The sequence below is a fragment of the Mycobacterium sp. genome, assembly GCF_035653355.1.
GTDB lineage: Bacteria > Actinomycetota > Actinomycetes > Mycobacteriales > Mycobacteriaceae > Mycobacterium.
In genome coordinates, this window is sequence record NZ_DASRBZ010000200.1 from 1 (window position 1) to 13,805 (window position 13,805).

The following is a 13,805-nucleotide window of genomic DNA, read 5'->3' on the forward strand; positions in this document are numbered from 1 at the left end:
GGGTGGCCGCGACGTATTGGGCTATCTCGCTGCATCGACGGTGACGCTGGTGGTGGTGCTCGCCGCGGCCGCGGCATTCGGCTTTCGCAGACAACGGCGCATCCCGACATCGTTCGTCCCGACCGAGAAGCCTCCCCAACCCGCGCCGAAGGGCTCCCAAAGTCTCGCGCGCGCAGCAGAACTCGGCCTTGCTGAGATCGGCGACCTCAGCCGCGAACCGCGCGAGGCGATCATCGGCTGCTACGCCGCGATGGAAGGCGAACTCGCGCACTTCCCCGGCGCGGTCCCCCAAGCATTCGACACTCCGACGGAAGTGCTGGCCCGAGCTGTCGACCACCATGCGCTGCATGCGGAAAACGCCGCCCAGCTGGTAAACCTGTTCGCCGAGGCCCGGTTCAGTCCGCATGTGATGAACGAGAGCCACCGCGAGGTCGCTGTGCAGGCGCTGCAACTGGTGCTGGCGGAGTTGCGGAGCGCCGCATGAAAAAGATTGTGGTCTCCAGCATTTGCATCATTGTGGGAACGGAGCTGCTTGCCTTGGCGCTGCATGACCGACGACTTGTGCTGTGGACGTCAGGTGCCGCGGCGGCTTTCGCTATCTTCTCTGTCCGCCGGTTCGTGGGCCGCGACATCTCACCCCGACCGGCCGAGCCCAGCGCCGACCTATTCGGGAACTCGCTGCGCAGCTGGCTGACTCGAACCGAGACCATGATTCGTTGGTCGGAATCCACCCGATTGGACTGGGATCGTCATCTGCGTCCCATCCTGGCCCGGCGGTTTGAAATCGCGACCGGGCAACGGCAAGCCAAAGATCGCGCAGCGTTCCAGGCGGCCGGCCGAATGCTTTTCGGCCCGGAACTGTGGGGATGGGTGAATCCCGACAATATCGCGCGCGCCGGGGCTCAGCAGCCCGGGCCGGGTCGTGAGACGCTGGAGGAAATTCTGCAACGCTTGGAGCAGACATGACGATGCCGGCCGCGACCACCACCGCGCACTGCGAGGCAGTGCTCGACGAAATCCAGCAAGTAGTGGTCGGTAAGCGGGCCGCACTCACACTCATCCTCACCACAGTCCTGGCGCGCGGGCACGTGCTCATCGAAGACCTCCCCGGCCTGGGGAAGACACTGATCGCCCGTTCCTTCGCCTCCGCGCTAGGACTGGCCTTCACCCGCGTGCAGTTCACCCCCGATCTGTTGCCGGCCGACCTGCTCGGCTCGACGATCTACGACATGCAGTCCGGTCGCTTCGAGTTCCGGCGCGGACCGATCTTCACCAATCTGCTGCTCGCCGACGAAATCAACCGAACCCCGCCCAAAACGCAGGCCGCGCTGCTGGAGGCGATGGCCGAGGGTCAAGTCAGCATCGACGGCGAAACCCACAAGCTGCCAACCCCATTCATCGTTTTAGCCACTGACAATCCGATCGAGTACGAGGGCACCTATCCGCTACCGGAAGCGCAACTTGACCGATTCGCCATTCGGCTGGAACTACGCTACCTCTCCGAGCACGACGAAGCCTCGATGCTGCGCCGCCGCCTTGAACGCGGCTCGGCCGAGCCGACAGTCAATCAAGTCGTCGACGCACACGACCTGTTGGCGATGCGTGAATCCGTCGAACAGGTCACCGTGCATGACGACGTCTTGCACTACGTCGTGTCGCTGGCCAACGCCACCCGACACCACCCACAGGTTGCCGTCGGCGCAAGTCCACGAGCCGAACTCGATCTGGTGCAACTTTCCCGCGCCCGTGCGCTTTTGTTAGGCCGCGACTACGTGATACCCGAAGACGTCAAGGCGCTCGCCGTACCAGCCATGGCACACCGGATTACCCTGCGGCCGGAAATGTGGGTGAGAAAAATCCAAGGCTCCGATGTCATCGAGGAGCTGCTGCGACGGGTGCCGGTACCGCGGGCACGCGGGACGACTCAATGACTGCACCCAACACCTGCGATGTCGAGCTCAGTTGGCGCGCTTCGCCTCTGACGATAGCCATCGCCACTTGTGCGGGCGTCGCGCTGGCGGCCGCCGTGGTTGGCTCGCGCTGGCAGCTGATCGCCTTTGCTGCCCCATTGGTCGGCGTGTTGTGTTCCATCAGCTGGCAGCCTCATGCACCCAAGGTCAACGCACACGCCCAACCAGGTTCACAGCGATGCTTCGAATCCGAACAGGTAGAGCTCAGCGTGTGGGTGACCGTCGAATCAGACAGCGCCGCCGTGCATCTCAGCGTTATAACCATCGAGGGCATGCAACTCGACATTGTGGACAACACGTTGAGTCAACGGAAATCCGTGGCCGTGTCGGCCAGCCGGTGGGGCCGCTATCCGATCCGGGCGCGAGTCGACGTAGTCGCTCGTGGCGGGTTGCTCGCGGGCACCGCAACCGTTGACGTCGCCGAAGTCATCGTCTTTCCGGTGGCGCCGCCACAATCGACCATGATTCCCCAAACCGAGTTGCTTGATCGCCTGGGCACCCACCTCACCCGACACATCGGCCCGGGCGTCGAATACGCCGATATTCGCGCGTATGTGCCGGGCGACCAGCTGCGCACGATCAACTGGCCGGTGAGCGCACGCCGCCGCAGATTGCATGTGACCCAACGGTTGACCGACCGCGCCGCCGACGTCGTGGTGCTGATCGACACCTATCCGCAGCCTCCGGGACCGGCGACGGAGGCCACCGAGCGAATCGCACGGGGGGCGGCTCAGGTGGTACAAACCGCGCTGCGCAGCGGCGACCGCGCCGGGATCATTGCACTCGGTGGACGCCAACCGCGCTGGCTCGGCGCCGATATCGGACAGCGGCAGTTCTATCGAATCCTCGACACCGTGCTGGCCGCAGGCGATGGATTCGAAACCACCAGCGGAACGTTGGCGCCGCGGGCCGCGATGCCTCCCGGTGCGATCGTCGTCGCGTTTTCGACGATGCTCGACACGGAGTTCGCGCTGGCGCTGATCGACTTGCGCAAACGCGGCCATGTCGTGGTCGCCGTCGATGTCCTCCAGGGGGCGCCGTTCGAGGATCTGCAGGATCCGCTGGTCGCCCGGTTGTGGGCATTGCAGCGGTCCGCGATGTATCGCGACATGGCAACGGTCGGCGTTGACGTGGTGGCCTGGCGATCGGATCAGACATTGGATCAATCGATGCGCGCGGTGCCCGACCACCGCCGCCCGGTACGGGCGCGATGACATGTTGGTTCGTATCTTGTCAACCACGTTCGGGCTGCTGATGGTGGCGGTGAGCGCCGTCGGGTCGCATGGGCCGGCGTTCGTTGCCGCGACGCTTGCGGTGCTTGCGGTGATGGCGGGCATGGTTTTTCGGCCGGCTGCGACGCTCGCGCTGTTACTCACCGTGGTGGTGATCGCGCTCACCGAGCCGTCGCCGGTAACGGTTGCGCTGTCCGGCCTGGCGGCTGCCGTCTATCTGCTGTTGCGACACGCAACCGGGTCAGCCGCCGCTGCGATGACGGTGACGCCGCCGACAATGATTGCCGCCGCGGGGTTTACGTTCGTAGGGCTGGTCGCGGTGTCGTTTCCGCTGCAGCTGCCGTGGCTGCCTGTGGTCGCGCCGCTGGCGGTATTCGCTGTTTACGTATTGGTGACCCGCCCATTCGTGCGGTGACCGCACGGAAGGCCTGCGTTGGAAGCGTCAGTGGCAAAACGAGCGCAGTGAGCAAACCCGGCGGGGCGTCGACGATATGCGGGCAAACAAGCAACCTAAGCATTGTTCCGTGAACGTATCAGCCGCTGAACTGCAGGCCAACCGCTGGTTTCCATGCAGCCGCACCACCGCAACCGATGCAAGCGCGATCACCAAGACCATCACCAGCGGAACCCATATCCGCTTCACCAGAGCCATCGCACTCCCACCTGGAACCGTTGTCGACGTACCTGTTTTGGGCAGCTGGCAGACTCTAGAATATTTCAGTCAATTCGGCACACCCAGCTTCGGCTAATCGGCACCCACACAGCGCCTAGATCGGTTGAGATGAAGCCATCTTCCATTCTTGGCCTTGGATCGGACTGAGCGGGTACGGCGTGATAGCCCATAATGGGGAGCCTGCGCCACGGTCAGCGCAGGTGGCGCCTGCTCGACAGTGGTGCGGCTCGCGGTACCGGAACGGGAGAAGGCAACATCGACGGTCCGTTGACCAACAGGCTGAGGGCGCCTGTGCGCCACCGTTTTAACTAAATCTTGGCTAGTTGAGACTTCGATCACTCAGTCGGTGCACATCACTAGTGACCCGTGATCGCTTCTCGCCGGCGCCGCGTCGACTGCCACCACCTTGACAAGCTGACTATGCCTTTGTGGTGCCAGCTGCTATTCTGGTGCTATGGACACGGCCTCGGACGCGATAACCCTTTCTGGGCGGCTAGCCACCGTTGACAGAGCGGCCCACCGCGAGTTCTGTCCGATTGAGCGCGCCCTGGACACCATCGGAACCCGTTCAGCGCTGGTCCTTCTTCGCGAGGCATTTTATGGCACTCGCCGCTTCGAGGACTTTGCCGAACGAGCCGGCTTCACCGAACAAATCGCGGCCACGCGGCTCAAACAGCTCGTCGACGCGGGAGTCCTGACTAAGCAACCCTACAAGGTACCAGGGCAACGCACTCGCTACGAGTATGTGCTCACCGGACGCGGCCGCCAGCTCTTTCCGGTGCTTGTCAGCCTGATTGAGTTTGGATTGCTGTTGCAAGGAGACGCCAGACGCCTGGATCTCGTCCACGGCGAAGGCTGCGGCGCATCCCTAGTGACGCACGTGCAATGTGCGGAAGGGCACACTGTCCAGCTTGCGCAAACCGAGGCGCGAATCCGTCCGGGGGCAGAGCGGTGAAGTCGGTGCCCCCTGACGACATGCGCAGCATCGAGGATTGGCGGCGGTAGTGGTCAAGGAAACGGCCTGAGGATCACGAATCTACTTATGGGCCAAGGTAACTAATAAATGAAGGACTGAAGGATGACGTCAACGAAAAGCAATACTGTTGCCCACCTGGTCAAGAACTCGATATGGGACTGCGTCGTCGTCGGTGGCGGAGCCGCGGGCTTGAGCGCAGGTCTGGTACTCGGCCGGGCGCGGCGGCGAACGATGCTAGTCGACGCGGGTCAGCAGAGCAACCTGGCCGCCCACGGCATCGGTGGGTTGTTGGGTCACGACGGCCGACCGCCAGGCGAGCTGTACGAGGCCGGGCGGCGGGAGATTGCCGCCTACCCGTCCGTCGAAGTGCGGACCGTTGAGGTGGTGGCGGGTGAGCGTGCCGGCGATGTGTTCGAACTGGAACTGTCCGACGGTCGGCGTGAACGCACGCGTCGGGTGCTGCTGGCCACTGGCATGGAGTACCGGCCGCCTGCGCTGCCAGGGCTCGCGGAGGTGTGGGGGCGGTCGGCGTTCCACTGCCCGTTCTGCCACGGCTGGGAGGTTCGCGATCAACCGTTGGCGGTATTGGCGAACGGTAAGCGGGCAGTGCATGCGTCGTTATTGCTGAGGGGATGGAGCGACGACGTTGTGCTCCTGACTGGAGGGGCTGCGGAGCTCGATGGTGACGACCGATCCCGGTTGGCCGCTGCACGCGTCGTGGTCGACGAGCGGCCCGTTGCCGAACTTGCGTCAAGCAATGGCGAATTGGTGGCGGTCGTGTTCACCGACGGAACTCGGCTGGCACGCAGCGGTCTGCTCGTCGCGACGACACTGCATCAGCGGTCGCAGCTGGTTGAACAGCTCGGGGTCGGATTCGGTGAGCCGACGCCGGCGGCGGCGAATCCCATCGCAGTCGATGCGCTTTGTCGGACAACGGTTCCCGGAGTCTTCGCGGCCGGCGACACCAGTGCGAGTGCGCAGATGCCCCAGGTGGTCTCGGCGATCGCGACAGGTTCGCTCGCGGCCGTGTCGGTTGTGCAGAGTTTATTGGCCGAGGACGTCGGCCTACCGATACCGGAATGGAGGGAACATGTCGACGCCTGATGCCAAGGAACACGGTTACCAATCCGAGCGGGGTGCCCTTCCCAGGCCGCCCACGCCGCCCTGGGAAGGGCACTACGTCCGAGCGAGACCGGGTCTGGAGCGGTCGCGTCAACGCCCGTCTCCCGAGTTTAGATGGGTACATTCCCCGGAGAAGGTCGGGCGGGACGCCGGGGAGCTGGCTGTCGGCACCGCGATTGGTGTGTCTGCGACTAACTATGCCGATGCGCTGATCGCCATGCAGCCAGACTGCGTCGTGTATGCCGTTAGCGGCCCGCAGCGCGATGCCGAAGCGGTGGCCGATCAGATACTCGAACACTCCGCGCCATAGCCGGTCGATTCACTGCGCCACGTCCAAATCGTCAGGCAGCCAATCTGTGACGCAACAGCGGTAGTCCTGGCCCGTCGAGCTCATTGAGCAGTGCAGTTCGACCAGCAGCAGCCATCATCAATGCGGCAGCTGGTCCCCGGATTTCAGCCCCCTTGCCCCACGACCGGCCAATGCTACTGTCGTGAAGACAAATTCCGCGCAATCGGCCTAACGGGACAAAGCCAATCCGCCAGGGGCCCGCTAGGAAATCGAGCGCCAGGGCTGCTCGCTGCACATCTGGAGTGAAGGCCAGCCCAAGCGGGATCCTGATGTCGCCGCCATGCACGAGAACAGCGGCGAGTGGGTCGAGTGGTCCGAACAATGGAGGGCTTATCGGCCGATCGGCGTACCGACGCAGGTGGTCAGCGATCTCTGCGGCAGGCGATTGAGCACGACGCTGCGCCAGCTCATCGATCGCGCGTGCCAGACTGCCGCGCCGCAGAGTCGTCCATTGAAAAACCCAGAAACCGTCGAGGATGACGCTAAGCAGGTGTGCTGCCACCGTCTTGACGCTCCATCCTTCGCAGAGGCTTGGCGTCGCCAACTGTGTGTCATCCAGTTCATCAATGAAATCTGCAATCCGGCCGCATTCTTCAGCGACCGCCGCAAATACAAACTGACGATCCACTCGCATTAGTGGTGTTCAGACGCACAGATGACCGCTACGTCAGCGACACGCGTCCCATGATGAGGTCGATGATTGGCTTACCTGGCGCCCACGACCCGGTAAGTGATGACATCACGTGGCCGTTGTCGACCAGCAGGGTGACGCCGCTGATGCCGCAGGCGGCATCGCTGTTGAGGAAGACCATTGCGTTGGCCATCTGCTGCGGTGTGTGGATCTCGCAGCCGGTGGCATCGCGGTAGTCCTGGGCGAAGGTTAGCCAGAGATCGGCATTCGCCCGGGCGAGCGGCGTATCGGTCGGGCCCGGGCAGATGGCATTGATCCGCAGGCCCTTTGCCAAAAACGGGTAAGCCTTCGTCGCGACGAATGCATTGATCGCTTGCTTGCTGAAGCCGTAGTGGATGATCCCTTCCGGCTCATGAGCCTTCGCCCAGGCATCGGCCGACTCGTAGTCGGGTGTCGCCAGGAATTCCTGGAGCCTCGGCAGATCGCTTTCCCAGCCGATACCGCCCACCGATGAGATGAAGCAGATAGCCGAACCGCGGGGGAGTCGGCCATCGGCCAGCATTGTCTCGATCAGATGCCGGTGGCCGATGAAGTTGATCCGCATCAGCTTCGGCCCGTCCGCCACGCCGGCAGCCGAGAAGATGGCATGGATCGGTCCGTCGACCTGCGCAAGAGCTGAGTCGATCGACGACCGATCGGAAAGGTCGACCTGCACCGTTTGCGCGACGTCGTATGGCACCGGCGCGTAGTCCATCACGACCACTTCGGCGCCGAGCTCCGCCGCGGTCTGGGCTGCGGCAGCGCCCATTCCGGTAGCGCCGCCGACGACGAGCACCCGCTTGCCGTCGTATCGGAACTGATCGATGGCCGTCATGGCTCTCCTTTCTCAGGCCACTGCAGAAGCACACAAGCACTCTATGCGGAACATATATTTGGTTTCAATAGGCTCGGCGCTCAGCCCGTGCGTTCGGCGACCCCGCGCACCACCGTGTCACGCGCCAGCGTCAGCGCGGTCTGCTTCCCCTGGGTCCGAACGATGTTTTCGGGCATCCACAGGACGTCCATGACGCAGCGCGAGAGCATCTCGAGTGAAGGGCTGTCGATGCGTATGTCTTTGGACCTAATCCCTTCCGATAGCAGCGATTTGAGTTGTCGTAGTCGCATGGTGAACAACAAGCCGGGATTAGGAGTGTCTGGTGGGGACTGGCGCATCCAGGCCAGCTGGATCTTCCACTCGTCCGGGAAGCGGTCCAACGCATTGATGTTGATCCAGGTCAGTGCGTCGAGCTTTTCGACGGGTGTTGCGTCGGCGCGAAGGACGCTGGCAAATCCTCCGCCGGCCTTGTGGCCAAACGACTCCATGATTGACGCGAGAAGTTCGTCCTTGGAACCGATCAATCGATAGACGGTGCCCGTACCGAGTCCCGCGGCGGAAGCGATGTCCCTGATGGTGGTGACTTCATAGCCTTTGCGGCCGAACTCAGCCCGCGCCACCGCACGGACATACGCGGCCTTATCGTCGGCCTCAGACTTACCCTCCTCGGTCCATGTCTCGATAGCTTCTTCCGCGACCGCAAAAGCCTTGGAACGGTTCAATTCCTCGTCGCTGGGTGGCCGGCTTGCCAAACCCTGCAACATGATGCGGCACAACAATGCGGCGGCCTCGTCAGCAACTGCGGTGTGCCGGATGACGTCCAAACCGACATGCATCATGGATTGGCAAATGCGGTCCGCCAGCGTGGGCAGCTCGATATCGGCTCTGATGTAACCGCTCCATCTGCCCGCCCGCAACGTCTGCAGCATCGCGTCCTGGACGGCGGTGGGCGGTTGGCGCAGCAGTGCGACAAGCTCCCGATTGGCGCTGGGCGCCTCATAGAACGACATCTGCAAGGCGGCGCGATGCTGCACGGCGCACCGTGCGATTGCCGATCCCAGCTCGACGATCTTGTCGGAGATTGGACGGGAGCCAGGGTCATCCAGTCTGTCGTGGGCGATTTCGCCGATGCGCTCCAGATCGGCGTGATAGCGCCGGACCAGTTCGACCAGGATCGCTTCTTTGGACTCGAAATGGTGATACAGGCTTCCGGGGAGAATGCCCGCCGCGTCGGCGATTTCCTGCAGCGACGTCCGCAAGCCCGAAGAGGCGATCAGCGACGCCGCGGTCTGCAGGATCTCCGTCCGGCGCGTCCCGTCGTCGTAGGCACCTCCGACGTCCTTGCCGGACGGCACCGCGCGAGACCGTGCCGCTCGCCCGGTCCGCACCGGCACCTTGTTGTCGCGGGCGTCTAAGCGGGCAGCTTTCGCGGAGGCCGCAGCGCGGGCCGGTTGCTGAAGCCCCACCACACCTCCACGGCTCCGGATTGCGTCCTGGTTGGGGCGAAACCCCGACCCAACCTTTGGTTTTACGCTACCAGAGGGTAACCGCGATCTGTGCCTGCTGAGAGCCTCCGCTCAGCTCGACGTCGGTAGCTTCGCGGCCAGGTCCAGCACTGTGACGGTTTCGGTTCCGGTCTTCTTGAGCCGTGCCGAGGAGCGGTAGCCCAGGTCGACGTCCTTGGCCTGCGCCCGCAGGGCGCCGACGGTTGCCTGTTCGCGTGGTACGTGTTTGAACAGGTCGAACGACAAGAGCCGGATCGCGTTCTCATGAGTGATCTTATTGATCTCGTCATCGGGCACACCGTCGAGAGAGATCGCCAGCGTCTCCGGCGCGACCGGCCAGGTCGAATCGGAATGCGGATAGTCGCATTCCCAGGTGATCATGTCGATGTTGAGCTTGTGGCGGCTCGCGATGCCGAAGCCGTCGTCGATGAAGCAGGTGATGATCCGCTCGTTGAACACATCGCTGGGCAATTGGTCGCCGAAGTCTTGATGTGTCCAGGCCCGGTGCATCTTGTAGACGCGGTCGATGCGTTCGAGGAAATACGGAATCCACCCGATCCCGCCCTCGGACAGCGCGAACTTCAGGTCGGGGAACTTGCGCAGGACCGGCGACCACACCAGATCGGCTGCGGCGTTGACGATGCTCATCGGCTGCAGCGTGATCATGGTGTCGACCGGCGCCTCGATCGACGTGATCACCACCGACGACGACGAGCCGATGTGCAGACACACGACCGTGTTCTCGTCGTTGCAGGCCTGCCAGAACGGATCCCAATGTGGATTGTGCAGTGAGGGGTAGCCGAGTTTCTCCGGGTTCTCGGAGAACGTCACGGCATGGCAGCCCTTCTTGGCTACCCGCCGTACCTCCTCGGCCATCAGCTGTGGGTCCCAAATCGGTGGCAGTGCAAGCGGAATCATGCGGCCCGGGTAGGTTCCGCACCACTCGTCGATGTGCCAATCGTTGTATGCGCGCAGAACCGCAAGCCCGAGGTCTTTGTCCTGCGCGCGGGCGAAATATTGACCGCAGAACTGCGGATAGGACGGGAAGTTCATCGCGGCGACGACGCCATTGGCGTTCATGTCCCGTATGCGTTCATGGATGTTGTAGCAGCCCTCGCGAATCTCGCTGAGTTTGGTTGGCTCGGCGCCGTACTCGTCGGGTGGGCGGCCGGCGACCGCGTTCAAGCCGACATTGGTGGCTTCTTGCCCCTCAAATACCCATGCGTCGGTTCCGTCGGGTCGCTGGACCAACTTCGGCACGTCGTTCTTGTACTTCTCGGGGATGTGACCCTCGAACATGTCAGGCGGTTCGACAAGGTGGTCGTCTACGGAGACCAGGACGAAGTCGTCCATTTTCATGGTGTCTGCTCCTTGTGCGTCCGGCGAACGCGACTCTACTGTGGAACAGATATTTGGTCAACAACGGCCGAGAGCTTGGCGCACGCCAGAGCAAACGGCCTCCACGGTGATCGAGCTCGTATCAAAAAGGAGTTGCGGACGTGGGCGCTGTCATCATGCTTGGCACGCTATTCGGATTGATCGTCTTGGTATTCGGGCTGGTACAACACTTCGATCCGGAAGCACGTCGTGCTCCAAGCCAAGACCACGACCGATGAGCGCCGAGTTGACGCCCTTGCTGAAGGCATCCCTATGCTTCGCCTACGTCGGAGGCATCGCGTTTATCGCAATCGGCGTGTATTTGAGCTATCGGCGACGCCGCCTGCACCCACTGCTCCTGCTGTGCATCTCGGCGATCTCGTTCTCCTGGGTTGAGGCGCCCTACGACTGGGCAATGTATGCGCAGTTCCCGCCTGCTCTACCGCGCATGCCGTCGTGGTGGCCATTGAACATGACCTGGGGCGGCCTGCCCTCGTCCGTGCCGATCGGCTACATCTCCTATTTCGTGCTGCCTGCCGTGATCGGCGCGGCGCTCGGGCGATGGGTGAGCGCGAAGTTCCACTGGCGCAGACCCAGGTCCCTCCTTGCCGCCGGGCTCGTCGTCGGCTTCTGCTGGGCCTTCCTCTTCAACGCGGTTGTGGGAGCCAGGCTCGGCGTCTTCTACTACGGCCGTGTGATTCCCGGGCTAGGACTGTGGGAGGGGACCAAGCACCAGTACCCGATCTACGACTCCCTGGCGATGGGCGTGCAAATGATGGTCTTCACTTACCTCCTTGGTCGGACGGATCCCGAAGGACGAAACGTCATCGAAATGTGGGCCGACAAGAGGTCGACGAGCCGGCTTCAATCGTCAGTTCTATCCATCATCGCGGTCGTGGTCGTCGGAAACGTCCTCTACGGCGCGGTTTTCGCGCCCCATCTCGTTACGAAGCTGGGGGGCTGGGTGACCGCAGGACCCACGGCCCAATTGTTCCCAGGTGTACCGAACCAACCCCAGTAGGCCACCGCCTCCCGCCCGAGCAACCGATGAGCCGGTCAGAATTCGCCGCAGTTGGCTGTGGTGGGTTCTCCGTTGAAGCGAGCGGCGACCCAGTGCGTGGCCGGTTCACCATCGACGAGCATCGGTAGTGCGTGATTGACGACGAGCTTAATCGATTGTGTCGGGCAATTTCGGCTCTGCCGACGCCGAGTCCACAAACCGGGCCCCGCTGCTTCGTGTGGCACGGACGTAGTGGCTCTGGCGGCGCGTGCTGTTGCTGGCCGACAAACCGTGCCCCTCTCAGCGTCGTAATTTCCTCGCCGGTTCGAAATGCCGTGCAGTTGCTTAACACGACTGCTGAGACGCATCAATTCGGCCTGCACCGATGTGCTTCACCATTGCATTACAGCGCGATGGAGCTAAGCAGTGATTCCAAGGCGCTCGCAGACTGCGAAGACTTCCTCGAAGATCGACGCCGGCACCGTGAACGGCTCTGTTGCCAACACCTCGGACAAGTGAGCCGCGACATCGTCGGCGGTCGGGTTGCTGCCGGGCTCTGCGAGCCAGCCTTCGCCCAGGCCGACAAACACCCGTGCAAAGCGGCCTGCACAGGCGGAGTAATTGTGATGCGTGAACTCGCAGGCCCGACTGGCCAAGAAAACGACCATGGGCACGACCAGCTCGGGCTGTATCACTTTCAGAAAGCCCAATTCCTCAAGGGCTTTCGGGTCTCCGACGGTTTCGGTGACCATCCGGGAGAACCCGAACGGGAGCACGGCGTTGGCGAGGATTCCATGTTCGGCGCCTTCGATCGCGATGACGTTCGTCAGCCCCACCAGCCCCGCTTTGGCCGCCGCATAATGTGCCTCCAGCGGCTGCCCGAACATCCCGCCCGACGAGGAGATAAAGACGAACCGGCCGTAACCTTGGGTCTTCATCACCCGGTACGCGGGCTGGCTCAGATAGAAACCGCCGTCGAGGTGCACGCTGAGCATGCGTCGCCAGTCGTCGGGGGACAGCTCGTCGAACGGAATGCTGTTGAAGATGCCGGCGTTGCTCACCACCGCGTCGAGGCGGCCGAACCGGTCGACCGCGATGCGGACGATCGCCTCTCCGCCTTCCGGGCTGTCGACGGAGTCGTGCGATGCCGCCGCGTTGCCGCCGGCGCGCTCGATCTCTTCGACGACCTTATCGGCGACGCTTGTGTCCGCGCCTTCGCCATGCATGGTTCCGCCGAGGTCGTTGACCACGACGGATGCACCACGGCGCGAGAGTTCGATCGCATACAGGCGGCCCAGGCCTCGCCCTGCTCCGGTGACGACGGCAACCTGGCCGGTGAAGTCGATCACGCGTTGCTCCTTGTCGATTCGTGTACGAGTTGCGCGCCGACTTCCTCGAGGTAGCGGTCGGGTCCGCCGAGGAACGAGTGCCAGTTCAAGAGGCGCTTGAGGTAGAGATGGGCGTCGTGCTCCCAGGTGTAGCCGATGCCGCCGAAGACCTGGATCGCAGTGTCGCCGACGGTGGCCAGCCGGCCGGCGAATGCTTTCGCGCGCAGGGCGGCCGAGTGCCGCTCGCCGGGATCAGCAGCGTCGGCAGCCCACAGCGCCTGCATGACACCGCTACGTGCCAGCTCGACGATCTCATACATGTCGACGCAAAGGTGCTGGATCGCTTGGAAGGCGCCGATCGGCTGACCGAATTGCTTTCGTACTTTGGCATATTCGACAGCGGAATTCATGATCCCGCGGGCGGCACCGAGTGCGTCGGCGGCAGAGCCGATCAGCACGTCGTCGACGAGCGCGTCGATCTTATCCGGGGAGGCGACGGCGAGACGCTGCGCCGGGGTGTCGTCAAATGTGACGCGAAACTGCTTGCGAGTTTGATCGATCCCGCGCTGCGGTGTCACAACGACACCAGGGGAGGAGGTTTCCACTGCGAAAAGTGCTGTGCCGCTGGGCTCATCGGCCAGCACCAGCAACAAGCTCGCCGCGACCGCATCCGGCAACGCGTTGATCTCGCCGCGTAGCGCCACCAGACCGCTTTCCTCCGTGGCCGTCGGCAGAGGGCGGTTGAGGTCTAAGGGCCCCACCGTTGCG

Annotated in this window: 15 protein-coding genes and 1 pseudogene; 9 read left to right on the top strand and 7 right to left on the bottom strand. The window is 63.2% G+C overall.

Annotation, left to right across the window (positions count from 1 at the left end):
• The 5 genes from VFA16_RS06785 to VFA16_RS06805 all read left to right on the top strand — a co-directional run.
• The coding region (locus VFA16_RS06785) for a DUF4129 domain-containing protein (protein WP_324967077.1) at positions 1 to 484 on the top strand (484 nt) is incomplete at its 5' end.
• Positions 481 to 966: a hypothetical protein gene (locus VFA16_RS06790; protein WP_324967078.1), complete on the top strand. Its 486-nt coding sequence runs from the start codon at positions 481 to 483 to the stop codon at positions 964 to 966. The genes VFA16_RS06785 and VFA16_RS06790, both read left to right, overlap by 4 nt.
• Entirely contained in the window at positions 963 to 1,931 is a 969-nt protein-coding gene (locus VFA16_RS06795) for a MoxR family ATPase (RefSeq protein WP_324967079.1), read from the top strand. The genes VFA16_RS06790 and VFA16_RS06795 overlap by 4 nt, the downstream gene beginning before the upstream one ends.
• A complete protein-coding gene (locus VFA16_RS06800) occupies positions 1,928 to 3,184 on the top strand; it encodes a DUF58 domain-containing protein (RefSeq protein WP_324967080.1) in 1,257 nt (418 codons plus the stop codon). The genes VFA16_RS06795 and VFA16_RS06800 overlap by 4 nt, the downstream gene beginning before the upstream one ends.
• Before the next feature lies 1 nt (position 3,185).
• On the top strand, positions 3,186 to 3,617 hold the full coding sequence (locus tag VFA16_RS06805; RefSeq protein ID WP_324967081.1) for a hypothetical protein: 432 nt from the start codon (positions 3,186 to 3,188) through the stop codon (positions 3,615 to 3,617).
• A 27-nt stretch (positions 3,618 to 3,644) separates the two neighbouring features.
• Here VFA16_RS06805 and VFA16_RS06810 read toward each other — a convergent pair whose 3' ends face one another.
• Positions 3,645 to 3,854, bottom strand: coding sequence for an MmpS family transport accessory protein (locus VFA16_RS06810; RefSeq protein WP_324967083.1), 210 nt, complete (start codon positions 3,852 to 3,854; stop codon positions 3,645 to 3,647).
• Between the two features lie 475 nt (positions 3,855 to 4,329).
• Here VFA16_RS06810 and VFA16_RS06815 point away from each other — a divergent pair, with 475 nt between their 5' ends.
• The 3 genes and pseudogenes from VFA16_RS06815 to VFA16_RS06825 form a co-directional block, all read left to right on the top strand.
• The gene (locus tag VFA16_RS06815) at positions 4,330 to 4,830 is read left to right on the top strand and encodes a helix-turn-helix domain-containing protein (RefSeq protein ID WP_324967084.1); all 501 of its coding nucleotides are present in this window, start codon (positions 4,330 to 4,332) and stop codon (positions 4,828 to 4,830) included.
• Between the two features lie 123 nt (positions 4,831 to 4,953).
• Positions 4,954 to 5,955: an NAD(P)/FAD-dependent oxidoreductase gene (locus tag VFA16_RS06820; RefSeq protein WP_324967085.1), complete on the top strand. Its 1,002-nt coding sequence runs from the start codon at positions 4,954 to 4,956 to the stop codon at positions 5,953 to 5,955.
• 94 nt (positions 5,956 to 6,049) lie between these two features.
• Positions 6,050 to 6,262, top strand: a pseudogene (locus VFA16_RS06825) (dihydrodipicolinate reductase); the annotation flags it as partial.
• Positions 6,263 to 6,314: 52 nt separating this feature from the next.
• On the opposite strand, the gene VFA16_RS06830 reads toward VFA16_RS06825, so the two are convergent.
• The 4 genes from VFA16_RS06830 to VFA16_RS06845 all read right to left on the bottom strand — a co-directional run bounded on the left by VFA16_RS06830 (position 6,315) and on the right by VFA16_RS06845 (position 10,691).
• On the bottom strand, positions 6,315 to 6,950 hold the full coding sequence (locus VFA16_RS06830; protein WP_324967086.1) for a maleylpyruvate isomerase family mycothiol-dependent enzyme: 636 nt from the start codon (positions 6,948 to 6,950) through the stop codon (positions 6,315 to 6,317).
• Positions 6,951 to 6,984: 34 nt separating this feature from the next.
• Entirely contained in the window at positions 6,985 to 7,827 is an 843-nt protein-coding gene (locus VFA16_RS06835) for an SDR family oxidoreductase (protein WP_324967087.1), read from the bottom strand.
• 80 nt (positions 7,828 to 7,907) lie between these two features.
• On the bottom strand, positions 7,908 to 9,182 hold the full coding sequence (locus tag VFA16_RS06840; RefSeq protein WP_324967092.1) for a TetR/AcrR family transcriptional regulator: 1,275 nt from the start codon (positions 9,180 to 9,182) through the stop codon (positions 7,908 to 7,910).
• Positions 9,183 to 9,404: 222 nt separating this feature from the next.
• Positions 9,405 to 10,691: an amidohydrolase family protein gene (locus VFA16_RS06845; RefSeq protein ID WP_324967088.1), complete on the bottom strand. Its 1,287-nt coding sequence runs from the start codon at positions 10,689 to 10,691 to the stop codon at positions 9,405 to 9,407.
• A gap of 253 nt (positions 10,692 to 10,944) precedes the next feature.
• On the opposite strand from VFA16_RS06845, the gene VFA16_RS06850 reads away from it, so the two are divergent.
• Positions 10,945 to 11,730 carry a spirocyclase AveC family protein gene (locus tag VFA16_RS06850; protein WP_324967089.1) on the top strand — a complete coding sequence of 262 codons (786 nt, stop codon included), beginning with the start codon at positions 10,945 to 10,947 and terminating at the stop codon, positions 11,728 to 11,730.
• A 398-nt stretch (positions 11,731 to 12,128) separates the two neighbouring features.
• On the opposite strand, the gene VFA16_RS06855 is transcribed toward VFA16_RS06850, so the two are convergent.
• The gene (locus VFA16_RS06855) at positions 12,129 to 13,058 is read right to left on the bottom strand and encodes an SDR family NAD(P)-dependent oxidoreductase (RefSeq protein WP_324967090.1); all 930 of its coding nucleotides are present in this window, start codon (positions 13,056 to 13,058) and stop codon (positions 12,129 to 12,131) included.
• The coding region (locus VFA16_RS06860; protein WP_324967091.1) for an acyl-CoA dehydrogenase at positions 13,055 to 13,805 on the bottom strand (751 nt) is incomplete at its 5' end. The genes VFA16_RS06860 and VFA16_RS06855, both read right to left, overlap by 4 nt.